Origin of the sequence: Streptomyces sp. TLI_171 (assembly GCF_003610255.1) — a bacterium.
Taxonomy (GTDB): domain Bacteria; phylum Actinomycetota; class Actinomycetes; order Streptomycetales; family Streptomycetaceae; genus Kitasatospora.
In genome coordinates this window covers 2,376,093-2,392,973 of the sequence record NZ_RAPS01000001.1, presented here as the reverse complement: position 1 = coordinate 2,392,973, position 16,881 = coordinate 2,376,093, and the positions used below count along the sequence as shown (strand labels likewise).

The 16,881-nt window shown below is 77.1% G+C and carries 12 protein-coding genes; 1 reads left to right on the top strand and 11 read right to left on the bottom strand.

Annotated elements, in window-relative coordinates:
- Positions 1-67: 67 nt before the first annotated feature.
- The 5 genes from BX266_RS10825 to BX266_RS40820 all read right to left on the bottom strand — a co-directional run bounded on the left by BX266_RS10825 (position 68) and on the right by BX266_RS40820 (position 6,053).
- Positions 68-1,018 carry a hypothetical protein gene (locus BX266_RS10825; protein WP_099898857.1) on the bottom strand — a complete coding sequence of 317 codons (951 nt, stop codon included), beginning with the start codon at positions 1,016-1,018 and terminating at the stop codon, positions 68-70.
- Positions 1,019-1,222: 204 nt separating this feature from the next.
- Positions 1,223-2,254, bottom strand: coding sequence for an N-acetylmuramoyl-L-alanine amidase (locus BX266_RS10820; protein ID WP_099898855.1), 1,032 nt, complete (start codon positions 2,252-2,254; stop codon positions 1,223-1,225).
- 7 nt (positions 2,255-2,261) lie between these two features.
- Positions 2,262-3,707, bottom strand: a complete 1,446-nt coding sequence (locus BX266_RS38480; protein ID WP_180290447.1) for a hypothetical protein — start codon at positions 3,705-3,707, stop codon at positions 2,262-2,264.
- A gap of 273 nt (positions 3,708-3,980) precedes the next feature.
- The gene (locus BX266_RS10810) at positions 3,981-4,628 is read right to left on the bottom strand and encodes a class I SAM-dependent methyltransferase (protein WP_099898853.1); all 648 of its coding nucleotides are present in this window, start codon (positions 4,626-4,628) and stop codon (positions 3,981-3,983) included.
- 69 nt (positions 4,629-4,697) lie between these two features.
- Positions 4,698-6,053 (bottom strand): M48 family metalloprotease, encoded by a 1,356-nt coding sequence (locus tag BX266_RS40820; protein ID WP_099898851.1) that lies wholly within the window; start codon positions 6,051-6,053, stop codon positions 4,698-4,700.
- A gap of 218 nt (positions 6,054-6,271) precedes the next feature.
- On the opposite strand from BX266_RS40820, the gene BX266_RS10800 reads away from it, so the two are divergent.
- Positions 6,272-7,351, top strand: coding sequence for a Zn-dependent alcohol dehydrogenase (locus BX266_RS10800; protein ID WP_099898849.1), 1,080 nt, complete (start codon positions 6,272-6,274; stop codon positions 7,349-7,351).
- Positions 7,352-7,522: 171 nt separating this feature from the next.
- Here the strand turns inward: BX266_RS10800 and BX266_RS38475 are convergent, their stop codons facing one another.
- The 6 genes from BX266_RS38475 to lanL form a co-directional block, all read right to left on the bottom strand.
- Positions 7,523-7,672, bottom strand: a complete 150-nt coding sequence (locus BX266_RS38475) for a hypothetical protein (protein WP_180290446.1) — start codon at positions 7,670-7,672, stop codon at positions 7,523-7,525.
- Positions 7,673-7,905: 233 nt separating this feature from the next.
- Positions 7,906-9,762, bottom strand: a complete 1,857-nt coding sequence (locus tag BX266_RS10795) for an ABC transporter ATP-binding protein (protein ID WP_218969246.1) — start codon at positions 9,760-9,762, stop codon at positions 7,906-7,908.
- A gap of 77 nt (positions 9,763-9,839) precedes the next feature.
- On the bottom strand, positions 9,840-11,507 hold the full coding sequence (locus tag BX266_RS10790) for an ABC transporter ATP-binding protein (RefSeq protein WP_120314366.1): 1,668 nt from the start codon (positions 11,505-11,507) through the stop codon (positions 9,840-9,842).
- A gap of 110 nt (positions 11,508-11,617) precedes the next feature.
- The gene (locus BX266_RS39270; RefSeq protein ID WP_220659688.1) at positions 11,618-11,752 is read right to left on the bottom strand and encodes a VenA family class IV lanthipeptide; all 135 of its coding nucleotides are present in this window, start codon (positions 11,750-11,752) and stop codon (positions 11,618-11,620) included.
- 174 nt (positions 11,753-11,926) lie between these two features.
- Entirely contained in the window at positions 11,927-13,900 is a 1,974-nt protein-coding gene (locus tag BX266_RS10785) for a S9 family peptidase (protein WP_099898843.1), read from the bottom strand.
- A complete protein-coding gene (gene lanL, locus BX266_RS10780) occupies positions 13,897-16,782 on the bottom strand; it encodes a class IV lanthionine synthetase LanL (RefSeq protein ID WP_143686905.1) in 2,886 nt (961 codons plus the stop codon). The genes BX266_RS10785 and lanL overlap by 4 nt, the downstream gene beginning before the upstream one ends.
- Positions 16,783-16,881: the final 99 nt, after the last annotated feature.

Genomic DNA, 16,881 nt, shown 5'->3' with positions numbered 1-16,881 from the left:
GAGACAACCTGTCTCCGAGGACGGACCTTTCGGTGCGTCGCGCCCCTCGCGGGGCGCGGGCGGGTGATCAGCCGCGCTGGATGCCCGTGGTGTCGGTGAGGACGCCGTGGCTGCCGTCGGGGAGCTGGGCGACCAGCGCGGGGCCGCGCTGGTCGACGGCGAGGTACCAGGTGCCGGGGACGAGTTCGCCGACCGGCGGGGCGGCCGGGTTGTCCTTGTTGCCGAGCTGGCGGACCGCCGGGACGGCGAACCAGAACGGCGCGAACGGGGCCTGCGGGGCGGCGACGTGGTCCTGGATGGCGGGCTGGACCGCGGTCGGCTGCGGGGCCGGAGCCGGGGCCTGGGCCTGGGCCTGCGCGGCGGCCGGGTAGCCGTAGCCGCCGGGCTGGCCGCCGTACTGCTGGGCGGGCGCGGGCTGGTCGGCCTGCGGCTGCGGCTGGCCGGGGAACGGCTGCTGCTGGGCGCCCGGGTAGCCGTACGCGCCGGGCTGGCCGGGCTGCGGCTGCTGCTGCTGGGCGCCGTAGGGCGGGAAGGGCTGCGGCGTGGTGGCGGCCGGCGAGGCGGAGGCGGCCGACAGCAGCGGCGCCTGCAGGGCGGGCACCAGCGGGCCGGCGATCACGGCGCCGGCCAGGACCAGCAGCGACAGCAGGCCGAGCCAGGAGCCGATGCCGTTCTTCCAGGAGTCCGGGCCGCCGCCCAGGGACCACAGGCTGCCCCAGAGCGCGATGACCGCCGCGGCGGTGCCCCACTGGTCGAGGCGCAGGCCGGCGATCTCCTTGGTGCCCAGGGTCGCCTTCTGGAGGCGGAAGAGCAGGATCAGCGCGGCACCGATGATGCCGAGCAGGTAGATCGACGGGAGCGCCGGGTAGAACGTGGAGTCCCAGGCGTTGACCGCGGCCTTGTCGCAGGCCGAGGTGTCGCAGTCCGGACCCCGGAAGGTCAGGAAGGACGAAATCAGGAGCAATACGGCCGCACCGGCGACGGCGGCGTCTCCCCTGGTGAGAGCGCGCAGATTCACTGACGTTCCCCTCATTGGTGTAGTCGTGGTCGGCGGGCGGTGACCGGGCCCCCGTGGTACCGGAGCGGTACAACAGGGCAAAAGCCTAGGGCCAAGGCGACGCCGTGTGCACAGCGCCCTCCGGATCCGGTCCGAATCGATCGGGTCCGGGAGCGCCTGGAACGGTGGTCGGACAGGTGTGGAACGGTGGGTGTACGCAGCGGCTCACCCGGTGAGATAGCTGGTCAGGGCGTCGGCGAGGGCCTGCGCGGCGCGCTGGCGCCACTCCGGGTCGGTCATCCGCTTCGCGTCCTCGGAATTGCGCATGTTGCCGCACTCGATGAAGACCTTCGGCACCTTCGACAGGTTCAGGCCACCGAGGTCACCGCGGGTGTCCAGGCCCTGCTGGCCTATGTAGGTGGACACCGGCTCGCCGGTACCGGCCTTGAAGGTGTCGCGCAGCAGCACGCCCAGCCGGTGCGAGGGGTCGACGATCGCGGAGGTGTCGGCCGGACCGGCGACCACCTTCGAGGGCATGATCACGTGGAAGCCGTAGCCGGCCGTCGGCGCGCCGTCCGCGTGTACCGAGACCGCCGCGTCCGCCCCGGCCTGGTTGCCGATCCTGGCGCGCTCGTCGATGCACGGGCCCCAGGCGCGGTCGCCGTCCTGGGTGAGCACCACGGCCGCGCCGCGGTCCTGCAGGATGGCCCGGGCCCGGTGCACCACGTCCAGGGTGAACTCCGCCTCCGGGTAGCCGGCGTTGGTCGAGGTCCCGGTGGTGTCGCACTCCTTGCGGCTGTTGCCGATGTCCACCTGGCGGTTGATCTCGCCGGTGTGCTTCGCGTTGCCCGTGTTGTGGCCCGGGTCGAGCAGCACGGTGCGGCCGGACAGCGGGCGGCCCGCGGTGCTCGGCGACGGCGAGGGCACCGTCGCGGCCTCCTTCGACGCGGCGGGGCTGTCGGCGGGCGCGGGGCCGTCCGCGGACCCGCCCCGGTCCACCTGGTCGCCCTCCGCGAACCGCGGCGAGCCCGCCGGGTGGGCGGTGACGTCCCGCGAGCTGTTGTCGACGGCCTGCCAGCCCAGCCAGCCGATCAGGCAGACCGGCAGCACCAGGCCCGCCAGCTTGACGGCGGGCTTCCAGCGGGCGCCGCGCCGCTCCGGCCCGGCGTAGGGGGCGGCGTACGGCTCGGCGTACCGAGCTGCGTACGGGTCCTGGTCGTCGGGGTCGACGGGGGGCGGGGTGGTGCGGCCGGTCACGAGTTCCTCAGATCCTGTCCCAGGTGCGCGCCGCCAGGCCGTAGGTACTGGCGATCGGCTTCCACTTCGCCACGAAGTCCTTCTTCGACTGGGTGGCCTTCGGGTTGAGATCGTTGGCGCGGGCGAGGTCGGGCGTGGACGGCGCCTGGTTGTTGGCGCAGCCCTGGGAGGACACGGTACGCGCCCAGGCGGCGTACGCCCGGTCGATGTCCCCGGACTGCTGCCAGGCCGCCTTCAGGTCCGCCACCGCCTCGGCGCCGCCCGGCAGGCTGTCGGTCTTCAGCGCCGCCAGCTCGGCGAGCAGGGCGTCGCGCTGGTCCGCCCCGTCGTCGAACACCTTCGCCGCGCTGTCGATCTCCGTCTTCGGCGGGCAGCTGCGAACCTTCGCCACCGCGTTGCCGATCGGCGCCTTCGCGTTCTCGCCCTTGGTCAGCAGCGCGTCCAGGGCCTTCGCCTGGGCGTCGGCGGCCGGCCCGGCGGACGGCGAGCCGGACGCCGAGGGCGAGGCGGCGGGCGCGGTCGAGGAGTCCTGGCCGGTGCTGCCCGTCGAGCCGCCCCCGGAACCCGGCGCCGGCGCGGCCGAACCGGTGCTCGTCGCCTCCGGGGTGTCGCCCCCGCCGCTGTTCTGCACCGCCCACACCACGCCGACGCCGATCACCAGCAGCAGCGCCACGGCCGCGCCGATCAACACCGGGGTGCGGCGCCGCCGCGGGTCGTCCTCGTAGTCGAACTCCGGCTCCTGCCGGCCGTACCCGCCCTGCGGGCCCGGCCCGTTCGGGAACTGCGGCGGCCCGCCGAAGGGCGGCTGCCCACCGCCGAACTGCTGGCCGCCGCCGAACTGCTGCCCCTGCGCGGGCGGGTAGCCGTAACCGCCGGGTTGGCCGCCGAACTGCTGCTGCTCGCCGAACTGCTGCGGCGGTTCACCGAACTGCTGGGCCGGTTCACCGAACTGCTGGGGCGTGCCGAAGGTCTGCTGACCGCCGAACGACGGCTGCGGGCCGCCGAACGGCTGGCCCTGGTCGGGCGGGAACGGCTGCTGCGGCGGCGGCCCGCCGAAGGGCGGCTGCTGGCCGGGGAACGCCCGGCCCTGCGCGGGCGGGGCGGGCTGCTGCGGGGGCGGCCCGCCGAACGAGGGCTGCGTGCCGGGCGGGAACCCACCGGACGCGGGCGCGGGCTGGGCGGTCGGGGGCGGCGGGGCGCCGTGCGACGGGGCGGGCCGGACCGGGGTGGCGGCGATCGTCGGTCCGGGGCGCGGAGGACCGGCCGCCACCGTCGGAGCGGGCGGGGTCGGCGCGGCGGACTGCGGCGGGAGCCCACCCGCCGGGGCGGACGGCCCGGGCGGCGGGACCGCGGACGCCGGATCGTCCGCCACCGGCCGGCGGACCCAGCCGCCCGCACCGTCGTTCGCGGTCGGATCCCAGACCGCCCTGGCGGCTCTGCCCTGTTCCGTCATGCGCTGCCCTCGCCCCCAACTGGACCGGTTCCGCACCGGGTAGCCGGTGCCTGTCCGCCGGGCGGGCCGCTCCCCGCACCGGCTGTTCGCCGTCTGCCGCCGACACCGTACCGGCCGCCGGTGCGGCTGGTCACGGCGGACCGCCAACGCGTCGCCGTGGGGACGACGCCGCAGCAGCGGTGATCGTTCCCGCCGGAGATCGGAAACCTCCGCCCGCCGGTGCGCCGGAACGGGTCGGTGACGGGCCGTCAGGACCTGACGGGTGACGAGGCGTCAGGCAGCGGCGGGGGCGCGGTGCAGCACCCGGAGCGAGCCGGTCACCGAGACCTCCTCGAAGCCCTCGGCGAGCGCCCGCAGGTACACGCGGTACGGGGCCTGGCCGCCGTCCGCCGGGTCGGGGAACACGTCGTGCACCACCAGCAGGCCGCCGTCGGCGAGGTGCGGCGCCCAGCCCTCGTAGTCGCCGGTGGCGTGCTCGTCGGTGTGCCCGCCGTCCACGAACACCAGGGCGAGCTCGCCCTGCCAGACCGCCGCGACCTGCGGCGACCGGCCGACCAGGGCGATCACGTGGTCCTCCAGCCCGGCCGCGTGCAGGGTCCGGCGGAACCGCGGCAGGGTGTCCATCAGGCCGACCTCCGGGTCGACCAGGGTCGGGTCGTGGTACTCCCAGCCGGGCTGCTGCTCCTCCGAGCCGCGGTGGTGGTCGACCGTCAGGGCGACCGTGCCGGCCCGGCGGGCGGCGTCCGCGAGCAGGATCGCCGAGCGCCCGCAGTAGGTGCCGATCTCCAGCACCGGCCGCCCCGTGCGCCCGGCGGCGTCCAGCGCGGCCGCGTACAGGGCCAGGCCCTCGTCCTCGGGCATGAAGCCGGTGGCGGCGCGGAACGCGGCGAGCACCGGCTCGGCGGGGGTGGGGTCGGTCATGGGGCGCTCCTGCCGGGCTGGGGGACTGACCAGGACCCTACTGGATGGTAGGAACGCCCCGGGCGGCCGCTACAGCAGCGCGCGGGCGACCCGGACGCGGCTCTCGGCGAGCTCGGCCTCGATCGCGGCGGCCCGCCCGGCGTCCAGCACCAGCGGCGCCCGGTCGACCGGCGGGGGAGCGGTGTCCAGCATCCGCAGCCGCAGGTAGGTCGGCGGGTGCGAGCCGTCGACGGAGCTGACGTTCCGCTCGGACTCCCGGATCCGGCGCTCGGTCTCGCCCGCCGGGATGGTCCGGACCGCCTCGGCCAGCGACTCCCACAGGTCGGGCGCGGGCGCGGCGTCCGACGTCCGGGCGCTGCGCCCGGCCGGGCGCCTGGCCGGACGGGAGCGCTGCCGGATCACCACCGCCTCCACCGTCGGCCCGTTCAGCAGCGCGGTGAGCATCGCGCGGGCGTCCCGGACGGAGGCGAGCTGCGCGGCCAGCCGGTCGGCCCGGTACTCGGCGGCCTGCCCGCTGCGCAGGTGCAGCCGGAACATCAGCCCGGTCAGCGCGCGCACCGCCCGGTTGACCACCCAGAGCAGCAGGTTGGCGACGAACGTGGCCATGATCAGCAGGATGCGGCGGGACTCGTTGTCCGGGGACGGGTGGGTCAGCCGCTCCCACTCGGCCAGCGAGCCGACCGCCGAGCCGGTCCACAGCCCGCTGCGGGAGTCGCCGTTGACGTAGTGGCCGATCTCGTGGCCGAGCAGCGCGACCTTCTGCTGGCGGGGCAGCATCTCCCACAGCGGCAGGCCGAGGTCCAACTGGCGGTGGCGGCGCAGACCCAGCACGCCGACCGAGGCGTTGAACCGGTCGGTGACCACGATCGAGTCGACCTTCGGGGCGCCGAGCGCCTCCGACACCTGGTCCACCAGCCCGTACAGGACCGGCGCCGCGTCGCGCGTCAGCACCCCGTCCCGCTGCGGGCGGCCCAGCCTGGGCCGGATCAGCACGGCCACCGCCAGCGCCACCACGCCCAGCCCGCGGGCCGGCCAACTCGGCGACAGCAGCCCGGCGACCAGCGCCGCGCCCGTGACCAGCACCGTCAGCGACACCAGGTGGACCAGCCCGGCCAGCGCGAACGCCGCCACCGCCGGTCCGCTCCGCAGGTCGGACTCACCCGCGGCGACCTGCCGGAAGACGTGCTCGGTGCGGACCTTGACGGCCTGTCGGGCGGCCTCCTCGCGGCGCTCCTCGCGCGCCGCCCGGCGGCGGGCCCGGGCCGTCCGGTACTCGACGGGCGGCGTCGCGGGCAGCAGGTTCCACTCGCAGCGCGGGCACCAGGTCGGGAAGCGCTCGCTCACCGACAGGGGGGCGCCGCACTGCGGGCAGGGCTTGGCGGGGGTGGCGGCTTCGATGGCCGCGGGTGATTCGGTGGTGGACACGGCCGCGGATATTGCCAGCTCGGAGCGGTGGTTGGGAAGCGGTTTCCGGTGCCGGTCCGCCCGGGGTCCGGCACCGGCGGCGCCCGGCCGACCGGCGGTGCGGTCCGGCCGGTGCGGTGGACAGCGGATGCGCTATACAAGGGACGGTTCGCAGTGGAACGTGTTCCACCACAGTGCCGTCGCCGGGGGCGGCGGCCCGACACCCCCGGGAGCAGCCCGTGCGCGCAGCGATCCTGCAGCAGACAGGACAGGACACCCTGGACGTCCGGGACGACGTCGAGGCGGTCGGCCTCGGCCCCGGCAAGGTCCGGGTCCGGGTGCACGCCGCCAGCCTCTGCCACTCCGACCTGTCCGCGATGGCCGGGGTGCTGCCGCAGCCCGCTCCGTTCGTGCCCGGGCACGAGGGCGCGGGCGAGATCACCGAGATCGGCGAGGGTGTGCCCGGCCTGGCCGTCGGCGACCGGGTGGTGCTCTGCTGGATGCCGCCGTGCGGCGCCTGCCCGGCCTGCCGGCGCGGGCAGACCCACCTGTGCGTCGCCTCGATCCGCCGCCTCGGCACTCCGAGCTTCCGGATCGGCGGCGACACCGACGCGTACGGCTTCTACAGCACCGGCGCGTTCGCCGAGGAACTGGTGGTCACCTCCGACAGCGTGTTCCCGGTGCCGGCCGACCTGCCGTACGAGCTGGCCGCGCTGATCGGCTGCGGGGTGACCACCGGGCTCGGCGCGGTCGTCAACACGGCTGCGGTGCAGGCCGGTTCGGCGGTCGCGGTGATCGGCGCGGGCGGCGTCGGCATCGCCGCCGTGCAGGGCGCCCGGATCAGCGGCGCGGCCCGGATCACCGTGGTCGACCCGGTGGCCTCCCGGCGCGAGCGGGCGCTCGCCTTCGGCGCCACCGAGGCGATCGCCCCCGAGGAACTCAAGAGCGCGGCCCGCTCGGTGCCGGGCGGCGGCTTCGACACCGTCTTCGAGGCGGTCGGCCGCTCCGCCACCGTCCGGGCCGGCTACGACGCCGCCCGGCGCGGCGGCGCGGTGGTGGTGATCGGCGCCGGTGCGCAGGACGACCGGGTGTCCTTCAGCCTCGGCGAGCTCTTCTTCAACGAGAAGCGGCTGCTGCCCTCGATGTACGGTGGCGGCGACGTCCGCCGCACCGCCGACCTGGCGATCGAACTCTGGCGCGCCGGACGGCTCGACCTCGACGGGATGATCACCCACCGGCTGCCGCTGGCCGAGGTCAACGAGGCGATCCGCCAGATGCGCAGCGGCGAGGCCCTGCGCACCGTGCTCACCATGGACTGACGTCGCGTCAGCCCGCACCGGCCCGCACCGGCCCGCGTCGGCCGGGCGCTCGTGCCGGTGCGCCGGGAACGGCCGGCGCCCCCGGCTCCGTCAGGACGGTGACGGGGCCGGGGGCGTCGGCGGTGCGGTGTGGTCGTGCGGCGGGCGCGGCGGCCCGCGGAGGGGCGGGCGTCAGCGGCGGTGGCGACCGTGCGGATCCGCCTCGGCGGTGTCGTCGCCGGCGGTGGCCCCCCGGTGGCGGCCGTGCGCCCTGCTCTCGGCGGCCTCGTCGGCGGGCGCCCGGTGGTCGTGCTCGGTGGTGTCGTCGATGGACTCGGACATCAGGTCAGTCTTCTCCGTGCGAAGGAAACGGTCTCGGCGGAAGGCTCGCCGGGAACACCCCGGGCGCCACCGGAGCGTCCGTGGGCGCCCGGCGCGCTCGGCCCCGGGCAGCAGCCGACCGGCCGTCCCCGTGACGGCCCGCCCGGGGCCCACGACAACGGCCGAATCGGATCGGAGCCTACCGAAACAGACAGCCGCCGTGCCCCCTTCGCGGCCCGATCGGCGCGCGCCGCTCACGCTGCCCGGCCGCCGGGCAGCGGCTCCGCCGCGCCGTGCACCGGCGCGGCCGGTCCCGACGAGCGCCAGTGGCCGACCAGTTCGCGGTACAGCGGCGACAGCACCTGCAGGTCACCGTGCCCGGCCAGCACGCCGCGGCCGCCGTCCAGCAGCAGCACCCGGTCGGCGCGGGCCGCCGAGCCGATCCGGTGCGCCACCACCACCAGCGTGCCGGGCCGGGTCGCGAACGCCTCCTCGACCCGGCGCTCCGCCTCCGCATCCAGGTGGCAGGTCGCCTCGTCCAGCACCACGACCGGCGCGGGCGACAGGAACGTCCGCACCAGCGCCAGCAGTTGGCGCTCCCCGGCGGAGAGCTCGGCCGGGCCGACGATCTCGCCGCCCGGGCCGCCCAGTCGCGCCAGCAGCTCGCCCGCGCCCAACTTCCCCGCTGCCCGCACCAGTTCGTCGTCGCTCAGCTCGTTCGACGGCCAGCACAGGTTGTCCCGCACCGAGCCCGCGAACACGTACGCCTCCTGCGGAACCAACGCCAACCGGGTCGCCCGCTCCGGGCCGGGCAGGGCAGCCAGGTCCATCCCATCCACTCGAACGTGACCGGCATCGGGCACGAGTAGGCCCGCCAGCAGCGCCGCCAAGGTCGACTTGCCGGTGCCGCTCGGCCCGACCACCGCCAGCCGCCCACCGGGCCGAACCGTGAACTCCACGCCGTCCAGCACGGGTCGGGCGCCCGGCAGATGCGCGTAGCGCAGGCCGCGAACGGTCAGCGCGCCGCCGCCCGGTGCGGTGACACCCGGTGCGGTGACACCCGGTGCGGTGACACCCGGTGCGGTGACACCCGCTGCGGTGACAGGCGGCCCGGCGAGCGGCGGGGCGGTGAGCGGCGTGAGCGGCGGTGCAGACTCGGTCAGGCGGTCCAGGACCACCACCAGGTCGAGCAGCCAGCTGCCCAGCATCCCTGCCAAGGTCCGGACCGCGGGCTCCAGTTGCTGGAGCAGGTAGGTGGCGACGCCGAGGACCTGACCGGCGGTCAGCCAACCGTGCGCGACCAGCCACGGGGCCGCGCACACCACCGCCAGCAGGGGCACCCGGCCGCCGATCGCAACCGTCAGGGAGCGCAGCGCCGCCGCCCGGCCGACCGCCCGCAGCGCCTCGCCCTGGGCCTCCACCAGGGCGAGCAACCGCCCGGCCACCCGGGGCTGCGCGCCGCACGCCGCCAGGTCGCGCAGGCCCGCGAACGCCCGCCCCGCCTCCGCGGCGATCCGCTCGTCCGCCAGCACCACCGCCCGGCGGCGTGCCACCAGCGGACCGAGCAGGCGGACGAACAGCGCCCCGGAGACCAGCAGCGGCAGCAGCACCAGCGGCAGCACCACCGGTGCGAGCAGCCCCAGGCCCAGCAGCGCCGCGAGCAGGCCGATCCCGACGCCGCGCGCACTGCGCAGCAGTGTGGCCGTCAACTGCCTCGCCGATTCGACCTGTTCGGTGATCCGGGCGATCTCCGCCGGGCCGTCCGGGCTCGGCCGGGACAGCGCGCCGTGCACCACCCGCGCCACCAGGGTGTCCCGCAGCGGCTCGACCACCTCGGCCAGGTGCGGGAACACCGCCCGCGCCGCGACCGCCCGCAGCGCCGTCACCGCGCCCAGCGCCGCCAGCCAGCCGAAGCCCACGCCCGGCCGGCCCGCCAGGAAGCCCCGGTCGGCGGCGGCCGCCACCAGCAGCCCCGAGCAGAGCGCCGGCAGCGCCTCCACCGCCGACCAGCCCGCCAGCCGCCACAGCGCCCGCCGCGGCACCGCGGCCGCCGTCTCCCGCAGCCCCGCCACGCCAGGGACGCCCGCCAGCGCCCTCCGATGCCGCCCCACGGCTCGCCCTCCCTCGCTCCGCTGTGCTGTTCAGAACCCGATCAACTTCGCTGCAGTGCTGCTGGGTTCGGGCCGCGCTACGGGCGGGCCGGCGCAGGCTCGACGCTCGCGCCCGCCAGGGTCGCCCGGTAGTCCGGCTCCGCGAGCAGCTCCGGGTGCGGGCCGACCGCCCGGACCCGGCCGCCGTCCAGCCACACCACCAGGTCGGCACGGGCCGCGACCGCCGCGCGGTGGGTGACGACCAGCCGGGTGCGACCCCGGGTGGAGTCGTGCAGGGCGCGGTCGACCTGGTGCTCGGTGGCCATGTCGAGGCTCGACGTGGCGTCGTCCAGCACCACCACCCGGGAGCCGACCGCCAGCAGCCGGGCCAGCCCCAGCCGCTGCAACTCGCCCCCCGACAGCCGGAGTTCACTCACCGGTGTGCGACCGCCGTACGGCAGTCGGGCCAGGAACCCGTCCGCCCGGGCCGCGGCCAGCGCCGCCGGGTCCGCGCCCTCCAGCGCCTCGTCCAGGGTCGGGCCGACCAGCCGCGGACGGTCGAAGGCGTAGCCGACCGCCCGGCGGCGCTCCGCGACGGACAGCGCCGCCACCGGCACCCCGTCGACCAGCACCGCCCCGCCGTCCGGCAGTCGCAGCCCGCCGGTCAGCGCCGCCAGCAGCGACTTGCCCGCACCCGAGCGGCCCACCACCGCGACCGTCGCACCGCCGGGCACGGTCAGCTCCAGCGGGCCGAACACCACCGCGCCCTCGGCGTCCCGCACCACCACCGATTGGAACACCAACTCGCCCGGCCCGTCCGGAAGTTCTCGTCCGCCGGGCCCCGGTCCAGGCAGCTCCTCGACCTGCCGCACCCGGGCCGACCCGGCCCGGGCGTGCGCCACCCCGACCAGCGCCTCCACCTGCTCGAAGAACCCCAGCCCCAGCGCCGCCCAGCCCGCCGCCGCGGCGAACGCCCCCGCGGGCAGCCGGCCGGCGGCCACCAACTGGCCCGCGGTGCCCAGCACCGCCAGCTCGACCGCCGCGAGCAGCAGCGTCGCCTGACCCACCGTCCGGCGCTGCGCCCGCCACAACGCCCGCCCCGCGTCACCGAGTTCGGGCAGCACGCCGAGCACCCGGGCGGCTTCCTGCTGCTCCGCGCCCGCCGCGTGCACCGTCCGGACGCCGGCCATCGCGTCCGACAGCCGGTCCGCGAGCCGGCTCTGCGCCACCTGGTAGCGGGTGAACACGTCCTCCGCGGTCCGCATGAACAGGCGCACCAGCACCACGCCCGGCACCACCCCGGCGAAGAACGCCGCTGCCAGCCACGGCGACAGCACACCCAGGCCCAGCACCGCGCCCGCCGAGGTCACCAGCGCCGTCGCCGCACCCAGCCGGGCCGTCCGCGCCGCACCCGCGTCCGCCGCCGCACCCACCAGCCGGGCCGTCAGATCACCGGCGCCCGGCCGCTCCCCGACCACCAGCGCGTCCACCGCCGACGGGAACGGCCGCAGCCACAGCACCCGCCGCAGCAGCCCGCCGCGCAACGCCACCGTGTCTGCCGCCGTGCACGCCGGCCCGGCCGCCGCGGCCAGCGCCGAGGCCGCCGCGCCCACCGCCAGCAGCGCCGCCAACCCCCCGACCGCCCAGCCGGCCGGACGGCCCGTCAGCACCGCGTCCAGCACCGCCCCCGCCACGCCCGGCAGGGCGAGCGTCGCCGCCGCCTCCAGCGGAACCGACACCGTCAGCGCGACCGACGACCCACGCACGAAGCGCCTCCTGGCAGTTGAGAGAACGGAACGGGGGAGAAGGGCAGGACGAGGGCCGTGCCCGCCCCGGTGAACGGGAGCGGGCACGGCCCGGGCGAGACGCCCCGACGTCAGCTGACGGTGAAGATCAGGCAGGTCAGGATCAGACAGGTGAACTGGCACCCGCCGCCGTGGCCGCCCAGCTCGACGGTCTCCAGCTCGGGCAGCTCCTGCAGGGCCGCGAGGTCGGTCTCGAACGAGGTCATGTTCTCCATGGTGTTTCCCTCCCTGTGGGTCCCGCCGGGCACGGACGCGCCCGGCGGCTGCGACGGAAAACGGTTTCCCGACGCAGGTCTCGCCCCCACCGTGCGGGCCCGGAGCCCCGGCCGGGCAGGCCGGCGGGCTCCCGCGCACGGCGGAAGTCATGAAGTGGTGAGCCGTCAGGCCGGTCTGCCGGTGCGCAGGAAGCCGGCCAGCAGCTCGTGCAGCACGGCCGCGCCCTCCTCGGCGAGCACCTCGTGGCCCGCCCCGGCGGCCTCCACGTAGCGGAAGTCCGCGCCCTCCGCCCGCCCGAGCCGGAGCAGTTCGTGGCGCAGCGAGCGGGACTGCCCGACCGGCACGACCTCGTCCCGGTCGCCGTGCACCACCAGCAGCGGCGCGGTCAGCCGGTGCGCCAGCTGCAGCACGTCGCGCGGGCCGCGGGCGTCGTCGACCAGCCGGTCCCCGCCCAGCCGGGTGGTCAGCGCCCGCACCGGCGCCGCCGCCTCCGCCAGCAGCCGGCCGCCCGACAGGAACGGCGCCACCGCCGCGCACCGCGACACCGACCCCGCCGGGGCGTGCGCCGCCGCCAGCAGCGCCAGGAACGCGCCGTAGCTCACCCCGAACAGCGCCGGCGGCTCCAGGCCCAGCGCGGACCGCTGCCCCGCCACGCCCTCCAGCAGCGCCAGCACGTCGTCCAGGTCCGGCCCGCCCCAGGCGCCGCGGATCGCCATCGCGTACTCCGGGCCGTAGCCCGTCGAACCGCGCTGGTTCGGCGCCAGCACCGCCAGGCCCTCCGACGCCATCCGCTGCAGCGCCGGATCGAACTCCAGCCGCCAGGCGTCCGCCGGCCCGCCGTGCAGTGCGATCACCAGGTGCGGCGCCGACAGCCAGGCCTCGCCGCCGTACACCACCGCCTCGATCGGACCGGCCGGACCGGCCAGCTCCAGGCACTGCGCCGGCCGCCACCCGGCGCCGTCGCCGGGCAGCGCCGACCCGTCCAGCCGCCACCCGGCCGGCGCCACGGCGGGCCCGCGGTGCTCGTGAGTCGGCTGCGGGGCGCCGCCGTTGAGCGGGGCCAGGGAGAGCGGCAGCGTCAGCGGGGCGCTGCCCGGAGCGGCCGGAGCGGCCGCCAGCAGCGCGTCCACGTCCAGCGTGGCCAGCGCTGCCGGGCGGTCCGGCGCCGAGTACGGCATCCGCAGGCCCGCCGCCGACCAGTGCCCGATCGCCCCCAACCGGCCCGGCGGGACCGGAAGCTGGTCGAGCCGCCCGTCGCCGGGCTGCCAGAGCGTCAGCGCCGAGGCCGCGCCGTGGTCCACCTGCAGCACGACCCGCGGCTCCACGCCCTCCCGGTGCGGGGCCAGTGCGACCGGCCGCAGCAGCCGGCCGGGCTGGTGCAGGCAGTCGGGGAACCGCACCGGCCCGCTGCCGCCGATCACCGCCCAGCCGAGCCGGTCCACCCCCGGCGCGTCACTGCGCAGCATCCCGAACCCGCTCGCCGGGTCGAACAGCACCAGCCGGTCGTTGCTGCTCTCGCCGAGCTCCAACAGCGGTGTGGTGACGCCCAGTTCGATATCCAGCACGACGGTCTTCACCATCCCGCCGGTGACCCGGTCCAGCGCCAGCAGCCGACCCGTCGCGTCCAGCCACACCCCGCCGCCGTGCAGGCCGGGCAGCTCCGCCACCTCGCGCGGCGCCGACCCGTCGGCCGCCAGCAGCCACACCGTGGTCACCGGCCGGGTGTCCGTCCCCAGCAGCACCGCGACCGGGGCCTGCGGCCCGGCCGGTGCGCCGGGCACGGCCAGCATCCGCAGGCCGGGCAACCGCAGGCCCGCCAGCGCCAGTTCGGGCTCCCCGGCGGCCAGCAGCACCAGGGCGTGCCGGTCCCCGTCGTGCCGGCACACCAGCACCCGCCCGTCCGGCAGAGCGAGCAGCTGCGAGCGCAGGCTCTCCGCCCGGCCGTCCGCGAACAGCGCCGTCGGCGCCGCCGGTCCCTGCTCGGGCAGCCGCCAACTCTCGGTGTACCAGCCGCCGTCGGCCCCCGCCGCCAGGCACGCGGCGTACGAGCCGTCCCCGGCGAAGGTGAAGCTCAACCGCCGCAGTGCCTGCGGCGCCGTCCGCAGCGCGGCCGGACCCGTCGTGTCCGCCGTACTCATCGGGCGCCTCCGGCGGGAACGGTCGACCGGGCGGGCGGGGCGGTCCCGGGGAACGGCTCCGGGTCGGACCACAGCCGCGGCCCGCCGTGCCGCAGCCGCAGCAGGAAGGCCAGCGGGCCGGCCGTCCCGGTGCCGTACGCCGCGGCGCACCCGGTGCCCGTCTCGTCGGGCAGCACCAGCAGTCCGTCGCGGAGCGCCGCCCGCGCGGCGATCAGCCGGGCGACCTCCTGCGCGCCCGTCCGGTAGCGGCCCTCGCCGGTGGCCCCGGCCAGGTCGAGCAGGAACTCGCCGTTGCCGGCCAGGCCGTGGCAGGCGCTCACCCCGCTGTGCCAGCGGCCGTCCAGCACCGCCTGCCCGGCGGCCAGCGCCAGCCGGCGGGCCTGCTCGTCGCCGGTGGCCTGCCAGAGCCGGACCAGGAAGGTCCCCACTCCGGACGCGCCGCTGCACCAGTGCGCCAGCCGGACGGTCTCCGGGTCCCCGTGGCCCTGCGGCCACCACGCGGCCTCGCCGGCCCACCGCGCGGTGGCGGCCAGCGTCCGGGCGGCGGCCTCCGCGCCGGCCAGCGACTCCCGTGCGGTGGCGGCGAGTTCGACCCCGCCGTGCTCCGCCAGCAGCTGGGCCGCGGCGAGCAGGAAGGCGCCGACACCGGCCACGCCGTGGGCGTGCCCGAGGTGGACGGCTCCGGCCAGCGCCGAGTCGAAGTCCGCGGGCACCGGCCAGACCGTCCCGTACGGCTCGGTGCGGGCGGCGGCCAGCAGCCCGCCGACGCAGCGGGCCGTACGGTCGAGGAACAGCCGGGCCCCGGTGGCCCGATGGGCGCGGAGCTGGAGGAAGCCGGCCCCGGCGGCGCCGTGGCAGACGTCCGGGTTGGGCCAGTCGAGCCGGACCTTCGCCGCCAGCCCGGCGGCCCGCTCGGCCAGCCCGGGGTCGCCGAGCGCCTCGGCGGCGTCAAACAGCGCCCAGGCGGTGCCGGAGCGCCCGAAATGCAGTCCCGGCAGCACCACCGGTTCGACCGCGCACCGGCGTTCGATCCACTCGGCGGCCACCGCGGCGGTCGCCCGGGCCCGCTCGCGGGCCGGTTCCGGCAGCGGTGCGCGGCTCGCCCGGGCCAGCACGGCCAGCACCCCGGCCGCGCCGTGCTGCACGTTGCACGGGTCGGTGAGCTGCCCGCCGGGGACGGTCGGCCAGAGCCGGTCCCGCCGCTGCGGGGTGGCGCTGTGCGCCAGGTGCCGCAGGCCGTCGTGCAGCAGTCGGTCCATCGCAGGCGGCGTGACGGCCGCGTGGTCCACGGGAGTTGACGCCTCGTCGGTCAACTGCGTCAGCTCGGCGCGGACCCGGTCCAGGCTCCACCGCTGCGCGGGCTCCTCGGCGCGCAGGCCGAGCACCAGCGGGGCCAGCCGGCGCGCGGTCGCGCCGTCCCGGGCGGCCAACGCCAGCCAGCGCCCCAGCTGTTCGGCGACCGGCCGGGCTCGCGGGAGGTCCTCCGGCAGCAGCGGGTCGTGGCCGGTGGCCAGCAGGAAGAACAGGCCGCCGAGCGCGAACAGGTCGGTGCTGTACTCGGCCGGGCCGGTCGGGCGCGGGCCGGAGTGCTCGGGAGCGCGGTAGCCGGGGGTGCCCGCGGAGCCCGCCAACACGCCGACGGGAGCGGCGAGTTCGAGGTCGACCAGGCGGACGCCGCCGTCCGGGGCGACCAGCACGTTGCCGGGGGAGAGGTCGCGCAGCACCAGGCCGCGCCGGTGCACCTGCGCCACCAGCTCCAGCAGGGCCAGCGCCATCGGGCCCGCCTCGGCCCACGGCACGTCCGGCGAGCCGTCCCGCCGCAGCCGGGCGGCGACCCAACTGCCCAGCGCCTGGCCGGGGATGCGCTCCTGCACCAGGAACAGCGAGTCCTGCTGCTCGACCAGCGCGCGCACCCGCGGGGTGAGGCCGCTGTCGGCCAGCCGCGCCAGCAGCTCGGCCTCGTGCCGCAGCGCCGCGCGGGCGTCGGTGCCCGCGCGATCCACCTCGATGTGCGCGCGGGCCTGCTTGACCACCACCTCCGCGCCGGCCCCGCCCGGCCCGTCCCCGTCCCCGCCGCGCGTCTCGCGGCCGAGGAAGACGCCGCCCTTCGCGCTGTGCCGCAGCGCGCCGGTGAGCGCCCAGCGCCCGTCCAGCAGCACCCCGGCGGGCCGCCGCCCGGTCCGGGCGGGCCCGCCCTGGGCGGCCACCGGCCGGGAGCCGACGGCCGATCCCGCCCCCTCGACGGGGTCGACCGCCCACGGCGGGCGGCGGTAGGACGCCGTGCGCACGTCCTCGACCGCGGCCCCGCCGGGGCCGCGCAGCATCGAGCGGTACGCGCCGTCGTTGCCCAGTTCCGACCGCCCGGCGAACGCGCCGTAGCGGTAGTGCACCAGGCTGCCCGGGCGGTACGGGCGGTCGGAGAGAATCACCGGTCCCGGCATTCCGGCGGTGGCCAGGTGGAGTTCCTCGGCGAGCCGCAGGAATTGCTCGTCGTCGCCCGGATAGACGCTGAGGAATTTCCCCGCCGAACCGCGATCGCTGTTGCGCGAATTGATTTCGTGCAGCTTCTCCCGGTCGGCCGCGAACTTGAATGCGCAGGGATCCTCCGCGAGCACCGCGGCGACCGCGGACAGCACCTCGACCGCCACCGCGGAGGCGGCGCTGACGTGCAGCTTCCACCCCTGTTCGGGCAGGTTGCGGCCGGGCGGCCGCACCGTGCACCAGAAGCCCTCGACCGCGAGCGTCCAGCCGCCGTCGCCTCCCCGGGCCCTGCTGCCGGTCACGGCCGCCCGCGCCACCTCCACCAACGTGCCGTCCACACCCGGCTCGTCGACGACCGGTACCGGCTCCCCCGCCCTGCGCAGCGGTGTGCCCGCCCCCATCTGCTTCACGCCCCTTCGCGGTGGACTCGACCGACACGGTCTGCGGAAGTCACGAGAGGCCCGCCCGCGCCCGCCGAATTCCAGTGGGAATGACGGCCG

Bases quoted from the DNA above. Each gene is read 5' to 3' on its own strand.
- BX266_RS38480 (WP_180290447.1), bottom strand. From the start codon at position 3,707: ATGACGGAACAGGGCAGAGCCGCCAGGGCGGTCTGGGATCCGACCGCG.
- BX266_RS10810 (WP_099898853.1), bottom strand. From the start codon at position 4,628: ATGACCGACCCCACCCCCGCCGAGCCGGTGCTCGCCGCGTTCCGCGCC.
- lanL (WP_143686905.1), bottom strand. From the start codon at position 16,782: ATGGGGGCGGGCACACCGCTGCGCAGGGCGGGGGAGCCGGTACCGGTC.
- BX266_RS39270 (WP_220659688.1), bottom strand. From the start codon at position 11,752: ATGACCTCGTTCGAGACCGACCTCGCGGCCCTGCAGGAGCTGCCCGAG.
- BX266_RS38475 (WP_180290446.1), bottom strand. From the start codon at position 7,672: ATGTCCGAGTCCATCGACGACACCACCGAGCACGACCACCGGGCGCCC.
- BX266_RS10785 (WP_099898843.1), bottom strand. From the start codon at position 13,900: ATGAGTACGGCGGACACGACGGGTCCGGCCGCGCTGCGGACGGCGCCG.